The 18,813-nt window shown below is 70.7% G+C and carries 18 protein-coding genes; 7 read left to right on the top strand and 11 right to left on the bottom strand.

What is annotated here, in order from left to right:
* Nucleotides 1–144: 144 nt before the first annotated feature.
* From ASG53_RS01495 to ASG53_RS01485, 3 genes are all read left to right on the top strand, one after another.
* Entirely contained in the window at nucleotides 145–1,470 is a 1,326-nt protein-coding gene (locus ASG53_RS01495) for an amidohydrolase (RefSeq protein WP_056127522.1), read from the top strand.
* On the top strand, nucleotides 1,467–2,462 hold the full coding sequence (locus ASG53_RS01490) for an ATP-grasp domain-containing protein (RefSeq protein WP_056127519.1): 996 nt from the start codon (nucleotides 1,467–1,469) through the stop codon (nucleotides 2,460–2,462). The genes ASG53_RS01495 and ASG53_RS01490 overlap by 4 nt, the downstream gene beginning before the upstream one ends.
* Nucleotides 2,463–2,531: 69 nt before the next feature.
* Nucleotides 2,532–3,761, top strand: coding sequence for a Fic family protein (locus tag ASG53_RS01485; RefSeq protein ID WP_056127516.1), 1,230 nt, complete (start codon nucleotides 2,532–2,534; stop codon nucleotides 3,759–3,761).
* Between the two features lie 142 nt (nucleotides 3,762–3,903).
* On the opposite strand, the gene ASG53_RS01480 is transcribed toward ASG53_RS01485, so the two are convergent.
* The gene (locus ASG53_RS01480) at nucleotides 3,904–4,374 is read right to left on the bottom strand and encodes a hypothetical protein (protein WP_056127513.1); all 471 of its coding nucleotides are present in this window, start codon (nucleotides 4,372–4,374) and stop codon (nucleotides 3,904–3,906) included.
* Between the two features lie 129 nt (nucleotides 4,375–4,503).
* Between ASG53_RS01480 and ASG53_RS01475 the strand changes: the two genes are divergently transcribed.
* Nucleotides 4,504–6,666 carry a beta-galactosidase gene (locus ASG53_RS01475; protein ID WP_235533794.1) on the top strand — a complete coding sequence of 721 codons (2,163 nt, stop codon included), beginning with the start codon at nucleotides 4,504–4,506 and terminating at the stop codon, nucleotides 6,664–6,666.
* Nucleotides 6,667–6,928: 262 nt separating this feature from the next.
* On the opposite strand, the gene ASG53_RS01470 is transcribed toward ASG53_RS01475, so the two are convergent.
* Nucleotides 6,929–8,269, bottom strand: a complete 1,341-nt coding sequence (locus ASG53_RS01470; protein WP_056127510.1) for a glycoside hydrolase family 30 protein — start codon at nucleotides 8,267–8,269, stop codon at nucleotides 6,929–6,931.
* A gap of 78 nt (nucleotides 8,270–8,347) precedes the next feature.
* Nucleotides 8,348–9,649, bottom strand: a complete 1,302-nt coding sequence (locus ASG53_RS01465) for an MFS transporter (protein ID WP_082543703.1) — start codon at nucleotides 9,647–9,649, stop codon at nucleotides 8,348–8,350.
* 172 nt (nucleotides 9,650–9,821) lie between these two features.
* Between ASG53_RS01465 and ASG53_RS01460 the strand changes: the two genes are divergently transcribed.
* On the top strand, nucleotides 9,822–10,469 hold the full coding sequence (locus ASG53_RS01460; RefSeq protein WP_056127507.1) for a TetR/AcrR family transcriptional regulator: 648 nt from the start codon (nucleotides 9,822–9,824) through the stop codon (nucleotides 10,467–10,469).
* Nucleotides 10,470–10,535: 66 nt separating this feature from the next.
* Here ASG53_RS01460 and ASG53_RS01455 read toward each other — a convergent pair whose 3' ends face one another.
* The 4 genes from ASG53_RS01455 to ASG53_RS01440 form a co-directional block, all read right to left on the bottom strand.
* Nucleotides 10,536–11,255, bottom strand: a complete 720-nt coding sequence (locus ASG53_RS01455; protein ID WP_156382628.1) for a hypothetical protein — start codon at nucleotides 11,253–11,255, stop codon at nucleotides 10,536–10,538.
* A 155-nt stretch (nucleotides 11,256–11,410) separates the two neighbouring features.
* On the bottom strand, nucleotides 11,411–12,307 hold the full coding sequence (locus ASG53_RS01450) for an ATP-binding cassette domain-containing protein (protein ID WP_056127501.1): 897 nt from the start codon (nucleotides 12,305–12,307) through the stop codon (nucleotides 11,411–11,413).
* Nucleotides 12,304–12,756, bottom strand: coding sequence for a hypothetical protein (locus tag ASG53_RS19965; RefSeq protein ID WP_235533792.1), 453 nt, complete (start codon nucleotides 12,754–12,756; stop codon nucleotides 12,304–12,306). Before ASG53_RS19965 ends, ASG53_RS01450 begins: the two co-directional genes overlap by 4 nt.
* Complete coding sequence (locus ASG53_RS01440) at nucleotides 12,750–13,049, bottom strand: hypothetical protein (RefSeq protein ID WP_200945441.1); 300 nt, start codon at nucleotides 13,047–13,049, stop codon at nucleotides 12,750–12,752. The genes ASG53_RS19965 and ASG53_RS01440 overlap by 7 nt, the downstream gene beginning before the upstream one ends.
* Nucleotides 13,050–13,492: 443 nt before the next feature.
* Here ASG53_RS01440 and ASG53_RS01435 point away from each other — a divergent pair, with 443 nt between their 5' ends.
* Nucleotides 13,493–14,038: a hypothetical protein gene (locus ASG53_RS01435; protein ID WP_056127492.1), complete on the top strand. Its 546-nt coding sequence runs from the start codon at nucleotides 13,493–13,495 to the stop codon at nucleotides 14,036–14,038.
* Nucleotides 14,039–14,067: 29 nt separating this feature from the next.
* Here ASG53_RS01435 and ASG53_RS01430 read toward each other — a convergent pair whose 3' ends face one another.
* On the bottom strand, nucleotides 14,068–14,478 hold the full coding sequence (locus ASG53_RS01430; RefSeq protein WP_056127490.1) for a RidA family protein: 411 nt from the start codon (nucleotides 14,476–14,478) through the stop codon (nucleotides 14,068–14,070).
* Between the two features lie 116 nt (nucleotides 14,479–14,594).
* On the opposite strand from ASG53_RS01430, the gene ASG53_RS01425 reads away from it, so the two are divergent.
* Nucleotides 14,595–15,023: a winged helix-turn-helix transcriptional regulator gene (locus tag ASG53_RS01425; RefSeq protein ID WP_056130450.1), complete on the top strand. Its 429-nt coding sequence runs from the start codon at nucleotides 14,595–14,597 to the stop codon at nucleotides 15,021–15,023.
* 258 nt (nucleotides 15,024–15,281) lie between these two features.
* Here ASG53_RS01425 and ASG53_RS01420 read toward each other — a convergent pair whose 3' ends face one another.
* From ASG53_RS01420 to ASG53_RS01410, 3 genes are read right to left on the bottom strand one after another with little or no spacing between them, the layout of a single operon-like run.
* Complete coding sequence (locus tag ASG53_RS01420; RefSeq protein WP_056127487.1) at nucleotides 15,282–16,472, bottom strand: FAD-dependent oxidoreductase; 1,191 nt, start codon at nucleotides 16,470–16,472, stop codon at nucleotides 15,282–15,284.
* 44 nt (nucleotides 16,473–16,516) lie between these two features.
* The gene (locus ASG53_RS01415; RefSeq protein WP_056127483.1) at nucleotides 16,517–17,614 is read right to left on the bottom strand and encodes an LLM class flavin-dependent oxidoreductase; all 1,098 of its coding nucleotides are present in this window, start codon (nucleotides 17,612–17,614) and stop codon (nucleotides 16,517–16,519) included.
* On the bottom strand, nucleotides 17,614–18,813 hold the full coding sequence (locus ASG53_RS01410) for an LLM class flavin-dependent oxidoreductase (RefSeq protein WP_056127479.1): 1,200 nt from the start codon (nucleotides 18,811–18,813) through the stop codon (nucleotides 17,614–17,616). Before ASG53_RS01410 ends, ASG53_RS01415 begins: the two co-directional genes overlap by 1 nt.

Below are 18,813 nucleotides of genomic sequence, written 5' to 3'. Positions count from 1 at the left end.
CGCGTCGTCTCAGCCTCCGAGAATCTGCCGTGACCGCTAGGTGGCGGTGGTCGTGCGCCTAGGGTGGCCAGAGACCTTCCGGGGCGCGGACCGCGTGCCCGGTCGCTGCACGCCCCGCCGACGCACCCCGAGAGCAGGAGCCCGATGACCGACCGCACCGCCCTTCGTCCGCCGCAGCCGAGCCGCGCCTACCTCGAGGCCCTCGACGCGACGACCCGCCGCAGGGCAGCAGCCTTCGTGCCGCTGGTCTCGGAGCACGCAGGCTCCCCCGCCGACGCCCGCGAGCGCGTCGTCGCACGGGCCGCGACGCAGGAGGGCGACGTCGTCGCGCTGGCCCACGCGGTCTTCGAGCATGCCGAGGAGGCGTTCGAGGAGGTGCAGAGCGTCGCGGCCCTCGCCGCGCTGCTGCGCGCCCACGGCCACGAGGTCGAGGTCGGGACGCACGGGCTGAGCACTTCGCTGCGGGCGAGCGCCGGCCAGTCGGACGGTCCGACGATCGCGATCGTCGCGGAGTACGACGCCCTCCCCGGGATCGGCCACGCCTGCGGGCACCACCTCATCGCCGCGGCAGCGACGGGGGCCTTCCTCGCCCTGGCCGAGGAGGACCTCCCGGGCCGGGTGCTGCTGCTCGGCACCCCGGCCGAGGAGGGCAACAGCGGCAAGGAGATCCTCGCGCGGGCCGGGTTCTTCGACGGGGTCGACGCTGCGATCATGGTGCACCCCTTCGGCTACGACGTCGTGGACCAGCCCTTCCTCGGCCGCCGCCAGCTCGTGGTCAGGTACACGGGCGTCGCCGCGCACGCCTCGGCTCAGCCGTTCATGGGCCGCAACGCCCTCGACGCGGTGACCCTCAACTACCAGGCGGTCGGTCTGCTGCGGCAGTACCTGCCGCCGAGCGACCGCGTGCACGGGGTCATCCGCGAGGGTGGGACACGCCCGTCGATCGTCACCGAGACGGCGGTCGTCGAGTACTACGTCCGCTCGGCCGAGGCGTCCACGCTCAAAGACCTGTCGCACCGTCTCGAAGACATCGCGCACGGCATCGCCCGGGCGACCGGGACCGTCGCCGAGCTCGAGTGGGACCCCGTGCCGTACACACTGCCGCTGCGCACCAACGGGCCGCTCGCGGCGCGCTGGGCCGAGCACCAGGCCGGGCGGGGGCGGACCGCGCTCGCCGGTGGGGTCGTCCCCGCCGAGCTCGCCGCGTCGACAGACTTCGGCAACGTGAGCGTCCGGATCCCGTCGATCCACCCGATGATCGCTGTGAGCGACCCCGAGGTCGCGCTGCACACCCGCGAGTTCGCTGCGGTCGCCGCGACCGAGGCCGGGGATCGGGCAGCACTCGACGGGGCGGTGGGTCTCGCACTGACCGCCCTCGACTGGTTGTACGACCCAGCGCTGCGCGCCGACGTCCGCGAGGACTTCGAGGCCGCCGGTGGCGTCGTGGACGTCGCGGGGTACTTCGCATGAGCGCCGCAGCAGCATCAGGGACGACGCCCGTGGTCCACGCGGTCCACGAGAACCCGGAGTGGTTCGAGGTCTTCGCCGAAGCCTTCGAGGCCGAGGGCGTGCCGTACTCCGAGCTCGTGCTCACTGGCGGGGTCCTCGACCTCGACGACCCGCCGCCGCCCGGCATCGTGTGGTCACGCTTCAGCGCGTCGTCCCACACCCGCGGTCACGGCCTGTCGAAGGAGCACACCCGTGCGGTCCTCGCGTGGGCCGAGGCAGGTGGGCGACGGGTGGTCAACGGGCGCGGCGTCCTCGAGCTCGAGGTGTCGAAGGTCCTCCAGCTGAGCGCGCTGCGCGCCGCGGGGATCGACGTGCCACGCACCCGCGTGGTCGTCGGCACCGAGCACCTGCTCGCGGCAGCCCGCGACTTCCCGACGCCCTTCGTCACCAAGCACAACCAGGGCGGCAAGGGGCTGGGCGTGCAGAGGTTCGACCACGTCGACGAGCTCGGCGCGGTGCTCGCGGCCGGCGGCTTCGAGGAGCCCGTCGACGGGGTCACGCTGCTCCAGGAGTACGTGCAGCCGCGCGACGGGTCGATCACCCGCGTGGAGATCGTCGGCGGGGAGCACCTGTACTCGGTGCGCGCCGACACGCTGCGCGGTGGTTTCCAGCTGTGCCCCGCGGACGCGTGCGCCGTCGACCCGACGACAGGCCGGCCGGTCCTACCCCCTGGCGCAACGCTGGCGCCCGAGCCTGGGGTGTCGCTGTTCTCGCTGCGCGAGGACCTCGACCCGGGGATCGTCGAGAAGTACCTGGCCTTCACGCGGGCGCACGGCATCGAGATCGCGGGGATCGAGCTCATCGAGTCCGTCGACGGGCGGGTGCTCACCTACGACGTCAACACGAACACCAACTACAACCCGCAGGTCGAGGCCGCCGCGCCCCGCAGCGGGCCGCGGGAGGTGGCGCGGTACCTCGGGCGGGTGCTGGCGGAGGAGATCGCGGGGGGCTGACGGGGCGGATCTGTCAACGGGCCAGCACCTTACTTACACTTCTCGCGAAAGTGTAAGTAAGGTGGACGGATGACGACAGCTCCGACGACCGAGCCTCTGCGCGTGCCACCCGTCGGCCACGACGAGCACTCGTGGGTCGCCGACTCCGACGGGCTCTCGACACGAGCCCAGGTCCGCGCGGGGTCCGGAACCTACCTGTCGACCACTCCTGCCCTGATCGCCGACCTGGTCCTGACGCTGCCCGGCGACCTCTCGTCCGACGTCGACGAGGCGACCGCAGCCCTCAGCCGTCTCGACTCCCACGCATCCTCGACCCTCGGCCCGCAGAGCGCCGAGCTCGGCCCCATGTCGTCGATCCTGCTGCGCACCGAGTCCGCGTCGTCCTCCCAGATCGAGAACCTCACCGTCGGAGCACGGCAGCTCGCCCTCGCGGAGATCGACCAGGGCGGCAGCACGAACGCACGGACCGTCGTCGCGAACGTCCGGGCGATGGAAGCCGCCCTCGACCTCGCCGACTCCCTCGACCAGCAGGCAGTCCTCACCATGCACAAGGTCCTGCTGTCCGGGCAGCGGGGCGCCGAGCAGCACGCAGGGCGCTATCGAGACTCGCTCGTCTGGGTCGGGAAGAGCGGCATCAGCCCTCTCGGCGCCGAGCACGTGGCGCCGCAGGCGGAGCTCGTCGAGGCAGCCATGGCCGACCTCATGGCCTTCGTGGACCGTGACGACCTCCCCGCACTGGTGCAGACGGCCGTCGCCCACGCCCAGCTCGAGACGATCCACCCCTTCGCCGACGGCAACGGCCGTACCGGGCGGGCGCTGATCCATGCCATGCTCCGAGCGAAGGGCATCACCCGCACCGTCACCGCGCCGGTCTCGGCAGGCCTGCTCACGGACACAGCCTCCTACTTCGAGGCGCTCACCGCGTTCCGGGGAGGCGACGCGCGACCGATCGTCGAACAGCTCGCACGGGCGAGCCGCTATGCCGCACGCACCGGGGCGCAGCTGGTCGACGACCTCGCCGCCGAGGTCGCGTCGTCACGCGCGATGCTCGGCTCCCTGCGTCCGCACGCTGCCGCATGGAGGCTGCTCCCCCATCTCGTCGCCCACCCTGTCGTCAACGCGTCGCTCGTCGAGAGGCTCCTCGCGACCAACGCCGTGACGGCCCAGCGCGCCCTCACCCAGCTCACCGACGCCGGTGTGCTGCACGAGCGCACCGGTCGCCGACGCAACCGCGTCTGGCAGCACGACGGGGTGCTCACGGTGCTGGACCTGTTCGCCCAGGGCATCCGGTGGAGGTGAGAGCAGCAACGCAGAGGCAGCTCTGGCTGGCACGCCATGACGGCCCGAGAGCAGTACTACGAGCTTCTCCCGTAGCCCGGGGTGTCGCTCGCGGCCGGCCAGTCGCCGCGCCATCACCGCGCCCCGGGGCAGCACCCCTCCGTCAGCCGAGCGCAGACAGCAGCGGGAACCAGTGCCGCTCAGCCAGCAGAGACCCGGCACCGCTCGCCTCGACCCACTCCCCGTCGACCACGGGAACGCCCGTCGCCTCCCAGACCACGAAGTGCGCGACCGGCACGGGCCACCCGTAGTCCGGCGTGTCCTGGGCGACCACGTTCCTGACGAAGCCCACCGGCACCAGCCGTGCATCCCGCCCGAGGACCTCGAGGGCGAGCTGCGCAGCCGCGACGCGCCCGTCGAGGTCGGGAGGATCGACCACCCGCGTCGGCAGGTCGAGGGCGGCCGTCTGCTCCCGCGGGACGCAGAAGACCTCGTCCCCTCGGCGCAGCAGCAGCCGCACGAGACAGGCCGGGCTCGGCGCGACGGAGGACCGCACCACCGCGGCCCGTGACCCAGGCGGCAACCAGGGAGCGTCCGGTGTCGTCCGGACCACGACGTCGGGTCTGCGGTTCATCGCGACAGGATATCGAGGCACCTCGCGCACTTATCTACCGATCAGTAGGTAAGGTGGTCTGTGTCCGACGGAGGACGAGCCGCGGGCGCACCATCGCCCGTGGCGGACGCGCGATGAAGGGTGACCACGGTGGACCAGCTGTTGTTCGGTGCGGCGTACTACGACGAGTACATGCCGACCGACCGGATCGACACAGACGTCGAGATGATGAAGGCCGCGGGCATCACCGTGGTGCGGATCGCCGAGTCGACGTGGAGCTCGCTCGAACCCCAGCCCGGGGTCTTCGACTTCACGCACGTGGACCGCGCCCTCGACGCCTTCGAGGCGGCTGGCATCCACGTGATCGTCGGGACACCTACCTACGCGGTGCCAGCCTGGCTCGTGCAGTCGTACCCGGAGGTCCTGGCGGTCACGAACCGCGGCGAGGGCCGCTACGGCGCCCGGCAGATCATGAACATCGCCAACCCCACGTACCGTTTCCACGCCGAGCGCGTCATCCGGCGCCTCATGGAGCGCACGGCGCACCGGCCGGGGGTCATCGGGTTCCAGATCGACAACGAGACCAAGTACTACGAGGCCGCCTCGAACGACGTCCAGCGCGGCTTCGTCAAGTACCTGCGCGCGGAGTTCGACGACGACCTCGGCGCGCTCAACGACGCCTTCGGCCTTGCCTACTGGTCCAACCGTATCGACGCGTGGGAAGACTTCCCGGACGTGCGCGGGACGATCAACGGCTCGCTCGGCGCGGAGTTCGCGAAGTACCGGCGCCGCCTCGTCGAAGAGTTCCTCGGCTGGCAGGCCGGGATCGTCCGCGAGTACTCCCGCGACGACCAGTTCGTCACGCAGAACTTCGACTTCGACTGGTCGCCCGGGTGGTCCTACGGCCTGCAGCCCTCGGTCGACCACTTCAAGGCTGCCGCGACCGTCGACGTCGCCGGGGTGGACATCTACCACCCGACGCAGTCGCGCCTCACCGGCAAGGAGATCGCCTTCGGCGGGGACATGACCCGCTCGATCAAGGGCGGCGCCAACTACCTCGTGCTCGAGACCCAGGCGCAGGGCCAGATCGGCTGGCTCCCCTACCCCGGGCAGCTGCGCCTCCAGGCGTACAGCCACCTGGCGAGCGGGGCCGACGGCCTCATGTACTGGCACTGGCACTCGATCCACAACTCCTTCGAGACCTACTGGAAGGGTCTGCTCAGCCACGACCTCGAGACCAACCCGACCTACGAGGAGGCCGGTGTCTTCGGGCGCGAGGCAGCCGCCGCGGGCGACGCGCTGCTGCACCTGCGCAAGGACAACAAGGTCGCGATCATGGTGAGCAACGAGGCGCTCACCGCGCTGCAGTGGTTCACGGTCGAGACCGGGTTCATCGACGGGGTCTTCGGCAGCTCGATCGGCTACAACGACGTGCTGCGCTGGGTCTACGACGCGCTCTTCGAGCTCAACGTCGAGGTGGACTTCGTCTCGGCCGACGACCCCGACCTGGGCCGTTACGCACTCGTGGTCGCACCGGCGCTCTACTCCGCTCCGGAGTCGACGATCACCCGGCTGCGCGAGCACGTCGAGGCCGGCGGGCACCTCGTGACGACCTTCCGCACGGCCGTCGCCGACGAGCACGTCACCGTGTGGCACGACCGCGCCCCGCACGGGCTGACCGAGACGCTGGGGGTCACGTACAACCAGTTCACCCGGCCGGACGGCGTGGGGCTCACGCTCCACGGGGACCTGGCCGACGCGGTCGCGGCGCAGGGTGCGGCTGTCCCGGCGGGCGCGGCTGCGCACAGCAGTGCTGCACCTGGTGCTGCTGCCGACGGCACAGCCGTGGAGGACTCTGCTCCACAGGGCGTCACCGGCTCCCTGCAAGCCCAACGCTTCATGGAGCTGCTGACCCCCGAGGGTGCCGAGGTGCTCGCCGGGTACGACCACCCTGCCTACGAGGGCTACGCGGCGATCACCCGCCACCGCCCAGTCTCGGGCTCGGGATCCGCGCTGCACCTCGGGACGATGACCTCGCCCGACCTCGTCCGCGCCGCGCTCTCCGTCGCCGTGCGCGACGCGGGAGTCTGGGACTGGCCGCACGAGCTCGCCGGGACCGTGAGCGTCCGGCGCGGCACCAACGCCCGGGGCCGCGAGCTGACCTACCTGCTCAACTACTCTGCCGAGCCGGTGACGCTCGACAGCCCGGTCGCCGGGCGGTCTGTGCTCGGCGACGGGGAGATCACCGTCGGCGACTCCCTGACCATCGGCGCCTGGGACCTCGTGGTGATCGAGGGCGACCTGCTCGCCTGACCCCCGCCATCACCGTGCCGACGGGCCGCCGCCACACCGACGGCCCGTCGGCTCGGTCCTCCTGACCTGTCGACCCAGGCAGCAGTCCAGCAGGCCCAGCACGACAGCAGGCCCAGCACGACAGCGAGATCGTGACTTTGGAGCGAGCGCGACCTTTCTAGGTCACGATCTCGCTCCGAAGTCACGATCTCGGCAGGATGCCGGCAGCGGCAGCGGCAGCGGAGGAGACAGCGGCAGCGGCGGCGGAGGAGGCCGAGCCCGGCTATGCCGGGATCACGAAGGTGTTCAGCGACCGCGCCCCGAGCGTCGCATGGAAGCTCTTCGCCGCGTCCCCCGGCACCGTGAAGGCGAACTCTTCGTCGCGGTCGAGCGCGTTCTGCACGACGACCACGATCGACCCGTCCGGGTTCTCGTAGGCCGAGCCCTGCGCGCTGAACCGGCCCGTCACACCCAGCGGCACCGCCCCGGGGCGCACGGCCGAGGAGTAGTGCTTGAGCACGTAGTACTCGGGGTTGCGCGTGAAGGTCCGCGCCTGGGTGTCCACGGTGATGAGCGAGTTCTGCGGCCAGCCCCAGGTGCTCAGACCACCGGGCTCGAGGGCCATGTTCCAGTAGGTGTAGCCGGTCGCCCCGTGCTGGAGATAGTGGCGGACCAGGTGGAAGACGTACTCCGCCTCCTCCCAGGTGTTGTCGCCAAAACCGCACTCCGACTCGGTCTGCATGATCTCGAGCTCGGGCCACGCGTCGTGCGTGCGGGCGACAGCGTGCTGGCCAGCCCACTGGTAGCCGATCCCGGCGATGTGCTTGCGGGCCTCGTCGTCGAAGAGGATGTTGTCCACGAAGCGTGCGTAGTTGGTGAGCGCCTGGCCGGTCGCCGTGAACTTCATGTCTTCGGGGCCGTTGAGGGTCCCGAGGAAGATCTTCGCCGTGAGCCCCGCAGCCTCGAAGGCGGGCCCCAGGTGATCGCGGACGAAGATCCGCAGCTGCTCGGACGTCCACACGCAGGACGGGAACTTCTGGTCGGCGAAGACCTCGTTCTGCACGTGCACCTGGCTCACCGTGATGCCACGCTCGGCGTAGGCCTGCACGAACCTCACGAAGTACTGCGCGTAGGCGTCGAGGTTCTCCTGCGTCATGACGAGGGTGCCGAAGTTGTAGGCCGGCGGGTTCTTCATCCAGGTCGGCGGGCTCCACGGCGAGCAGTGCAGCACCATGTCGTCCTGGTAGCCCTGGGCCTGCCGGATGAACGGGATCACGTGGTCTTCGTCGCGCTCGACCGAGAAGTGCTCGAGGGCGTAGTCGCCCGGGGTCTCGTCGTAGGAGTACCAGGACGCCGCGAAGTCGTTCGCGCCGACGGCCGACCTGTTCACCCGGAAGTTGAGCTCGTCCGGGCTGAAGAGCTCGCGGTAGATCGTCCCCTGGTCGTCCTCGGAGAGCGCCGAGATGGCGCGGTGACCGAGCTCGTTGAAGGTGCCGCCGAAGCCGCGCAGCGTCTGGCCGCGCGTCCCGGTGAGCGTGAGCCCGCGGGCGTCAGACGCCCCCGGGGTGGGCGCTCCCTGGTCTGTCCAGAGGGCGTCGAAGGTGGAAGCGGTCCAGGTGGTCACGAGGTTCTCCTAGCTGGTGGTGCGGGGGTGGCCGAGGCGCTCGGGCAGGTCGACCGTCGGCCGTCCCGCCCGCGGACCTCACTTCACGGACTTGATCCGCGTGATGAAGAAGGCACCGAGCAGCGCAGCCACGATGGCCACCGGGAACACGAGCCCGTAGCCGCCTGTCGACACGACGAGGGCGGAGGTCACGAGGGGCCCGACGGTCTGCCCGGCGGTCGTCGACAGGTTGAGGATGCCGAGGTCTTTGCCGGCCTGCTCCTCGTCGGGCAGCACGTCGACGTTGAGGGCCTGGTCGACCGAGGTGTACACCCCGTAGCCGAAGCCGGCGATCGCCGCGAAGAGGAACATGCCCGTCGGCGTCGGCCAGATCCACGGCATCGCGATGCCCACGGCGAACAGCAGGCTCGACACGACGACGGGCAGCTTGCGCCGACCGATGAGGTCGGAGACCGGACCGGCCGCGACAGAGCCGACGAGCGAGACGACGAGGAGGATCACCGACATCGTCGCGATGGTCTTGGCGGACTCGGCGGTCGTCTGCCCTACGTGGTCGCGGACGATGTACAGCTGGTACGCCATGATCATCTGATAGCTGACCAGCATGAAGAGGCGCCCGGCGAAAGCCAGGTAGAAGTCCGGGGCGTTGCGCGGCGGTCGGAACGAGCGCAGCAGCTCGCGGAAGCCACCAGCCGCAGGCGGCAGGTCGACCGCGGACCTCTCACGGGGCCAGACGGCCAGCGCGACGATCGCCGACCCGGCCATGAGCGCACCACCGAGGACGAAGCCGGGGAGGGCACCGGTGATGAAGGCGGCACCGACGAGGCTGCCGAGCGGCGCGCCGGCGGCGAGCCCACCGCCGTAGAAGGCGGACATCGTGCCGCGCACGCGCATGGGCACCCTGTCGGCGAGGACGGCGACCGCGGGCGCGAGCATCATGTTGAGCCCGACCATGGACACGCAGTACGCGACCATGATGAGCGCCGAGCTCGTGAGCACACCGATGAGGGTGAGCGAGACACCACCGACCAGCCCTCCGACGAGGATCCACGGCGCGCGGCGGCCGAAGCGGCCTCGGGACCTGTCCGAGAGGTTGCCGAACAGCAGGTTCGACACCAGGGACACGATGGCGGTCACGGCGCTGATGGTCCCGAGCAGGGCCTCGGGCGACTCGACACCGATGTCGAGCAGCCGCTGGGGCAGCAGGACGGCGGCGACGATCTGGAGACCGACGATCCACAGCAGACCGAAGGCGAAGAACCCGGCACCGAACCTCAGGGTGAGCGCGCGGGTGAAGGGCGCGCCGGTGTCGGGGGCGAGGTCGGTGGCCTGGGTGGTCGGGGTCGAGCCCTCGTCGGCGAGGGGGGTGCGGGTGTCCATGTGAACCTTCTTTGGTCATGGGAGTCGTGCGGCTCAGCCTTGAGACGCGGGCCTCCCGGAGGAGGCTCACCACTACCGAGTGATCGGTAGATAGGAGCAAATTACGACCGCGCGGTAAGAAAGTCAACAGCCGCCTCCGTGGGCCGTCGCGGCCAGGCGGTACGGTGCGGGGATGACCGGAACCACCACGGACGGCACGCCGAGGCGTCGCGTCCGCCTCACGCGCGAGGCCCGCACCGCGCAGATCCTCGAAGAGTCGACCCGCCTCGTCAGCCAGCACGGCTTCTACGGGCTCTCGCTCCAGGACGTCGCGAACGCCGTGGGCATCAGCCAGGCCGGCCTGCTGCACTACGTCGGGACCAAAGAGGGCCTGCTGCAGCTCATCGTCGAGCAGCGCTACGACCGCAGGTTCGACCCCGAGGCGTACATCGCGAGCGGCGACCCTGCCGCGACGCATCCCGACGGCGCGTCCTTCCCCGGGTACTGCCGCTTCCTCGTGCGCAACAACGCCGCCGAGCCGCAGCTCGTCCGTCTGTACATGGTGCTCGGTGCCGAGGCCATCTCCCCCGAGCACCCCGCGCACGGGTACTTCGACGCGCGCCCCGACGCCACCTGGGAGCTCTACTCCCGCACCACCTGGCGCCTGCCGCCCGAGGTCGGCCCCTGGGAGGACGCCCGCGGTCTCGTCGAGATGGCCATCGAGGCGATGGACGGCGTCCAGCTGCGGTCGTTCCGCTCCCCCGCCGTGAGCATGGAAGAGGGCTGGGCCCGGTTCGAGCAGGTCCTCTTCCCGTCGCCGGTGTGGGACGGGTACCGCTGACCTCTAGGACGGCGCACACTCAGCCGTCCGGCACGGTGCCCGCCGCCGGCACTCCCTGCTCACGGCTCATCTCCAGACTGGACGACGGGCCGCCGCCCCGGCGAGCACGATGACGAGCACCACCACTCCCGCACCGGCGACATAGGCTGCCGCAGACCCGCCCCCAGGGGCGACGAGATCTGGGCACCTGGGCGCGAGGCACTCGAGCGCCATCCCTCGCGACCCCTCGGCCTCAGAGACGACCAGCCCGACGAGCCTCGTCACACCGCTCCGGAAGCCGTCAGCCGCCCACACCGCAGGAGCGACGAGCTCTCCGAGCACGACATAGACGAGAACGCTCAGGATCACGACGACCTCTGACCGGGCCACGACCCCTGCGGCAGCACCGATCGACGCAGCACCGGCAACCACGAGCACCCCGCGCACGACGACGAGCAGCACACCCGTCAGCGCCACCCCGTCGGCCGAACCTCGCAGGTACGCGACCCCGAGGAGCGACACTGCAGCGACGACGAGCACCACGACAGCGACGACCGCACACCACCCGGTCCACACGACGACCGCCCGGACCGCGGAGTCTCCCCGTCGGCGCTCTGATGGCCAGGTGACATGGACGGAACGGGTCCGCCAGTCGCCTCCGCACAGGACCGCGCCAGCGAGCAGGCACACCAGCGCGAGACCGACCGTCAGGGCAGCGAGGTCGAAGGGCAGCTCCGCAGCAGCCAGGTATCGAGGCTCGACGAAAGCCGCCGCGAGGTCGAACTCTTCGCCGATCACAGGCTGCATCACGTCGACCTGCGCCTGTGCAGCCCTGAGCGCACTGTCGAGGTCTCGTGAGCTCGTCGACCATCTCAAGACCGGCAGTGCGCAGACGACCAGGCCGCACAACCACAGCTGGACGCCGACCACCCTGCGATGGAGCAGGAGGGATGCCAGGGCTCTCACGAGAGCGTCCTCTCGTCGGCGACCTCGGTGCCAGACGAGGCGAACTCGTCGAAGATGCGGTCGAACAGAGCGCGGTCGACAGTGATCTCGTGGACGACCGCGTGGCGCGCCACCACCGTCCACACCGCCTCGAGAGGGTCAGGACCGGCCACGCGTACACCGCGGGACGTCAGGGTGGCATCCATCCGCGCCTCCCGCAGCGCGCGGTAGGCGGCTCCGTCATCGGAGGTGCGCACCACGTGCCCAGCTCTCGGGACTCGCGCGGCCACGTCGCCGACGGCGCCTGTCACGGTCAGCCGCCCGTGCCGCAGGCACGTCACGGTGTCGCACACGAGCTCCAGCTGGGCGAGGTCGTGAGAGCACAGGACGACTGTGCACCCGTCGTCCCGCAACGTCCGCAGCAGGTCGAGCAGGCTGTCGATGGCCTGGGGGTCCAACCCTGTGGTGGGTTCGTCGAGGAGGAGGACACGCGCGCCCCCGAGCAGCGCGACGGCCAGAGCCAGCCGCTGCGCCATGCCCGTGGAGAGCTCGCCGCAGCGCGCGGCCTCGAACGCGCCGATCCCGGTGACCTCTCGTGCCCGGGCCATGTCTTTCCGGGACGCGAACACCAGGCGCCCGCGGTAGGCCATCAGATCGCGCACCCGTAGCTCGGCAGGGAAGCGCGAGCCGACGAAGAGCACCGACGGCTCACCTCTCGTGACGATACGTCCAGATCGAGTGGGCACCAGGCCCGAGACGGCGCGGAACAGCGTGGTCTTGCCAGCGCCGTTGTGGCCGAGCAACGCGTGCACCAGACCGGGCCCCATCGAGAAGGACACGTCCCGCACGAGCGTCCGTCGCCCGCGCGAGACAGTGACGCCGTCCAGCGACAGTGCCGGCCGGGCTGACGTCACTCGGGCTCTCCCACGGCACACAGGACCGTCGTCCCGACCCCTGACCATGTGGCCTCGTCGATCACAGAGATGAGGTTCTTGCCCGTCAACGGCTCGTCCACCTCGATGGCGTAGGCGTCGAAGGACGGCTGGCATGCCGACTGCGCAAACCCGTTGAGGATCGCAGCAGCAGGAGCGATGTCGGGAGCGTCGTCGCCCACCGCCGCGAGTCCCACGACAGGCACAGCGTCGTCAGCGCCACAGTCGACCACGGTCACCTGCCCGTCGACCAGCGGTCCGACGACGAGGCAGTCCTCTCTGGCCACCTCGGAGATCTCGACCAGCCGCCCAGGCGTCGCCTCGGGGGACTCTGCATCTGGGGCAACCCCGCAAGCCCCGAAGACACCGATGGTGACGGCCGCAGCGGCCGCCACCATCAGGCCTCGACGGCTGGGACGTCCCTTCAGCACGTCTTCGTGGAGTAGAACGTGTCCCACGTGTCGCCGTTGGACCCTCCGCTGTTGTCGGCCCACCAGGTGTAGATCACCTTTCCGGCCGAGATCGTCGTGCTCCGGATGTAGTGGTTCCCGGTGACGTGACCATGGCCGCTGGCTGTGGATGCAGCTTCAGCCCCGGACGGCTTGTTGATGGTGATGGACGAGCCGCTGCATGCCGTGGACGCCGTTGCGGTCGAGGCTGGGACAAAGAGCCCCGCCGTGACCAAGAGTCCTGTCGCCGCCGCTGCTACGAGCTTTCGTGCCATGTGGATCCCTCACTTCGGTGGTGGTCTGCGCTCGTAGACGGTTGCCCTCCGACCTCGAGGGAGCCATCACGCGAGCCCTGCTGAGAAGACGCTGATGGTCGGCACCCAGCGTCGACGGGATGTCTGGCGTGTGCACAGCACATCGCCTGGCTCCGCCGTTGCGATCCACGATGATCGCGGTCCCCTGCACCTCCTGGGAGGTGACCGATCCAAGACTTTAGTTCTTAAAACGTAGTTCCTTCTATTGAGTCTTAAAAGGGCTTATGCCCCTTGTCCTCTGTCGACACTGCTGATATCGGAGCATGGTCACCCTTGTGCACAGCTGGCGCAGACAGGTCGGTGCACCTCTCCCCATCACCAGCCCTGGCGGCGAGGCACGGGCTGGTCGACGATGAGCCTGACAGCTGGTGGAACCCAGGACCCGCCCGAGGAGGCGCAGACCGATGGCGACATGGGACGAGAAGGAGACGGCGACCCCGTCGCACCGGGACCACCTTGTCGAGATGCTCCGCCCCGTGCGGTCGCCGTCGCCCTACAGGGACGACCGCTCGGGCTCGTGGTGGGCCATCCCCTTCGCCCTCCTGGCCGGCGTCGCGCTGGTCGCGATCGGCGTCGCACTGATCCGGGCGACCGACGACGCCGGGCCGGTGATCGGCGTGGCCTTCCTCGGGTGGGGCCTGAGCTTCATCACCCAGTACGGCACCCTCGCCTGGTACGCAGTGCAGGTGGGCCGGCTCCGGCGCCGCCGTGAACAGGCCGCGCTGCGCGGCGAGCCCGCCCCCGCGCTCACCGACTTCGACGTCCGGCAGTTCCACGTGCCGATGCGTCCGACGTACTCGACCACGACCGGCGTCTTCGGTCTCGTCAACCCCGGTGACGCACCGACCCCACGACTGATGGAGGTCGCCCAGGTGGTCGGCTTCATCTCGATGGTGACGATGTGGGGCGCGGCGGTCATCGGGGTGATCGCCTCGAAGGTCGGCGGCTGAGGGGGTGCGGCGCCGGCCCCGGCCGACGCTCAGTCGAGCACAGCCGTCGCCTCCACCTCGACCAGCACGTCGGGCATGAAGAGGTACTCCACCCCGATGAGCGACGCCGGCGGCATCGGCGTCGGGAGGTCGAGCTCGGCGGCGACGCTCTCGACGCCCGCCATGAACGCGTCGATCTTCTCGGGCGCCCAGTGCGTGACGTAGAAGGTCAGCCGGACGACGTCGCGGAAGGTCGCGCCCGCGCCCGCCAGGCCCGTCGCTGTGTTGCGCAGGGCCTGCGCGACCTGCCCGGCGAGGTCGTCAGGGGCGAGCGGCGTCCCGTCGGGCCCGCGGGAGATCTGCCCGGACACGTGCACCTGACGAGTGCCGGTGCCGACCGCGACGTGGTGGTACGGGACGGGCTGGGGCATACCCTCGGGGCTCAGCAGCTGGACGGTCATGGGGGTCTCCTCGGAGGTGGGACTATCAGGTGTCCCAGAGATACCTGGTCGCCCGCGAGCACTTCAACGAGACCAGGTATCGCGCCGGAGACCACCCGACCCGGAGGATCAGCGCCATGACCAGCACGCCGACCGCCTCGCCACGACCCACCGGGCGACCTGGCCTTCCGCCCACCCAGCCCCACGCGGACCACGACCACCCCGCTGTCGGCCCCGCGCACCGAGACCTCATCGCCCAGGTCCTCGACACCTGGTCCCTCCAGGTGCTCGCCGAGCTCTGCGACAGGCCGTCGCGGTTCAACGAGCTCCGCCGGGCGATCCCCGCCGTGACGCAGAAGTCGCTCACCGCGACCCTGCGCAGGCTCGAGCGCAACGGCGTCGTCGCCCGCGAGGTCCTCGGCACCCGCCCGGTCGCCGTGCAGTACAGCATCACGCCTCTCGGCAAGACCTTCCGCGAGCCGATCGACGCCCTGCTCGCGTGGACCACCGAGCACCTGCCCGAGATCGAGCGGGCCCGCGAGCGCTACGACGACGCGGTGGACTGAGACCCGACACGGTAGCCTGTCACTTATGCCCGAATCGCCACGTCATGATGCACCGCGCCACCCGGTCGACCGAGATGCCGCCTCGACAGACATCGCCGAGACTCGGCTCGTGCGCGACGCTGCCTTCAGGCTCTTCGATGCGCTCGCCGACGCATCAGCCGCGAAAGCTCCTGCGTCCGACCTTGCCGCTGTGTGTGCTCGACTCGGTCTCGACGAAGCTGCAGTCCGCGACCGCGCGACCTCGCGCAGCTGACCTCGTCAGCCCCGCGCGGCCCCCGCGAAGCGGCCCAGCCGGAAACGCTCGGCGACCGCACCGACAGGTCCGTCGACGTCTTCGGTCGCGAGGTCGCGCAGGACCCGGCCGAGTGACGGCGCGAACTTGAATCCGTGACCGGAGAACCCTGCCGCGACGACCACGCGGCCGACCCGGTCGAGCACGAAGTCGTGGTCGGGCGTCGTCGTGTACGTGCACGAGATCGGCACGGCTGTCGACGGGTCGACACCCGGGACCCACTCCGCCACGTAGTCGAGCAGCTGGTCGAGCTGCCCCTGCTCGGGCTGGAAGCTGCGGTGGTCCGGGTCGGTGCGCGGCCCCACCCCGTGGAACCCGACCTTGATGCCCTCGCCGGGGGTCGCGAGCCCGTACGTCCCGCTCGGCCAGCGTCGGGCGGGTCCGACGAGCGACGGCCCGGGGTCGTTCGTGAAGCTCGGCCACGTCAGCTCGTCGGGTGCACCGGCGCGCAGCGCGAAGTGCGCGGGCTGCTCCTGGGTGACCACGAGCGGGAGACCGCCACGCCCGAGAGGGCCGGACGCACCACCGAGCAGCGGTGCGACGAGTCCAGCGCTCCACGCACCGACCGCGACGACGACCCGCTGCGCGAGGACGTCGCCCTGCTCGGTCCGCACCCGCACACCGCCGGGGACCTCGTCGATGCCGAGCACAGCGGTCGAGTGCCGGACCTGGGCACCCCGAGCACGCGCGACAGCCTGGAAGGCCTCGACGGCCCGGTCGGCGTGCACCCGCCCGGCGGTCTCGATCTCGTGGAGCACCCGCCCGTCGAAGCGCAGCCCGGGCCACCGTTCGCCCGCAGCCTCGGCCGAGAGCCACTCGTGCGGCACGCCGCGCGCGACGAAGGCCTCGGCGATCTCCTCGCGGCGCGCGTCGCCTGCTCCCCCGCTGACACCACCCGTGAGCGTCAGGAGCTCGACACCAGCGTCGGCCTCGAGCGAGCGCCAGTGGCCCAGCGCCTCTTGCGCCAGGTCGAGGTACTCCGGTTCCGCGTAGGTGGTCCGGTAGATGCGCGACGCGCCGTGCGAGGCGCCGCGCACGTGCCCGGGCTCGAAGCGCTCGAGGAGCAGCACCTCACGGCCGGCCGAGGCGAGGGCCCAGGCGGCGGCCGACCCCATCACCCCGCCGCCGACGACGACGGTCTCGACCTGCTCGGTCATGCTCGTGCTCCTCTGGTGCGCGGGACGGACCTGGTGCCAGGTCCTCAGACTGCAGTGAACCCCGTGGCGCGCCCGGTGTCGGCCTCGGTCCACAGGTCGGTCTTCACCTCGGCGCGGACCTGCGGCACGACCTCCTCGGCGAAGCGGCGCAGCACGTCGTGCTGCTGCTCCACGTCGAGGAGGTGGTTGACCGAGACCGACTGGAGGTCGTGGCCGTAGCTCTGGTGGTAGTCGAGGATCTTCTCGACGACCCGCTCGGGCGAGCCGACGAGCGCCGGGCCGCGCTCGACGGCCTCCTCGACGGTCCGGAAGGCTGTCACCTTGCCGACGGCCTTCGGGTCGTAGCCGCGCGCGTCGGCGCGCGCCACGGCCCCCTCGTAGATCGGCCTGTACTGCTCGACGGCCTGCTCGGTCGTGTCCGCGAGGAACAGCCCGCCGGACCCGGAGCCGACGTACGCCTTGGCCGGGTCGTGCCCGTGCTCGGCGTACTGCTCGCGGTAGCGGTCGATGAGCACCTTGTAGGCCTCGCGCGGCTGGAAGGCGTTCGCCGACACGATCGGGGCGCCCCACCGAGCGGCGAGGTCGACCGCGAAGGCCGACGTCGCCGAGCCGTGCCAGATGCGGAAGGGCCCCGCGAAGGGCCGCGGCAGCGTGGTGATCCTGTCGAGGGGGACGTGGTGCGTCCCCGACCACGTGACCTCCTCGCCCGAGATCAGCTGGCGCAGCAGCTCGTAGTTCTCCTGCAGGTACTCGTACTGCTTGGCGATGTCGAGGCCGAGCACGGGGTACTGCGCCGCCTCGTTGCCCTTGCCGATGACCATCTCGAAGCGTCCGCGGCTCAGCTGGTCGATCGTCGCGTAGTCCTCGGCGACCCGGACCGGGTCGAGGAGCGAGAGCACCGTGACCCCTGTGCTCAGCAAGATCCGTGACGTGCGCGCCGCGATCGCCCCGAGGATCACCGTCGGGGAGGAGGAGAGCACCTCCCCTGCGTGCCGCTCGCCGACAGCGAAGGAGTCGAGGCCGAGCTCTTCCGCGAGGACAGCCGTGTCGACCACGCGGTTGAGGCGGTCGGCCGGTGCCACGGTCTCACCGGTGACGGGGTGCGGTGGGTTGAAGACGATGTCGAGGACCTGGAACCGCATCAGGCGACAGCCTCGGCAGCAGCCGCGATCGCGTCCTGGCGGGCGAGCGCGGCGTGCGCAGCCGCCCGGCGCTCGGCGTCGGCCTCGTCCGATGACTCGCGCGCCAGCTCGGCGTCGCGCTGGGCGACACCCTCGCGCACGAGGGGGATGACGTATCGACCGAAGTCCGCAGCGTCGTGCAGCAGGTCGTAGCCGCGCGCCGAGAGGATCCTGACCCCGAGGTCGTAGTAGGCGAGCAGCGCCTCGGCGACCTGCTCGGGCGTCCCGACGAGTGCGTTGGAGTTGCCCGCACCACCTGTCGCCTTCGCGGGGGCGGTCCACAGCACGGAGTCGTGGCGGTCACCGCGGGCGGCGATCTCGAGCAGGCGCTGGGACCCCGCGTTCTCGGGCTTCGTCAGCGGGTGGCGCCGGCTGATCGACCCGCCGGCAGCGGCCTTGCGCGCCTCGATGCGTCCGAGGACCTGGTCGGCCTTCTCCCACGCGAGCGCCTCGGTCGGCGCGATGATCGGACGGAAGGCGGCGTGGATGCGCGGCGGTGTCGCACGGCCCGCCGCCGCAGCAGCGGCGTGCACGGTCTCGATCTGCTCGGAGGTGCTCGCGAGCGGTTCGCCCCACACCGCGTAGATGTCGGCCTCGGCTGCGCCCACCTGGAAGGCCGCCTGCGACGACCCGCCGAAGGAGATGGTCGGCACCCGGCCCTCGTAGGGCTTGATCTCCGCGACGAAGTCGGCCAGCTGGTAGTACGTGCCCTCGTGGTCGAAGGGCTCGGCGCTCGTCCAGGCCTTCTTGACGATCTGGATGTACTCCTGGGTGCGGGCGTAGCGCTCGTCCTTGGTCAGGGTGTCCCCCTCCCGCTGCTGCTCGTGGTCGTTGCCACCGGTGATGAAGTGGACCGACAGGCGCCCCTGCGACAGCTGGTCGAGGGTCGCGAAGCTCTTCGCGGCGAAGGTCGGGTACGAGACGTTCGGGCGGTGCGCCAGCAACAGCTCGACGGTGTCGAGGTGCGCGGCGACGTACGACGCGAGGACCGAGGGCTCCGGGCCGCTCGAGCCGTAGGCGAACAGCACCCGCGTCCAGTCGTTGTCTTCGTGCGCGCGGACGATGCGCAGCAGGTAGTCCTTGTCGAAGGACGCCGTGGTGCGCTCGGTGGTCTCGGAGGCGTCGGACGTGGTCGCGATGCCGAGGAACTCGACGGGCAT

It is taken from the genome of Sanguibacter sp. Leaf3, assembly GCF_001425965.1.
Lineage (GTDB): Bacteria > Actinomycetota > Actinomycetes > Actinomycetales > Cellulomonadaceae > Sanguibacter > Sanguibacter inulinus.
The sequence above is the reverse complement of the archived record's forward strand: the minus strand, read 5'-3'. Positions and strand labels throughout refer to the sequence as shown.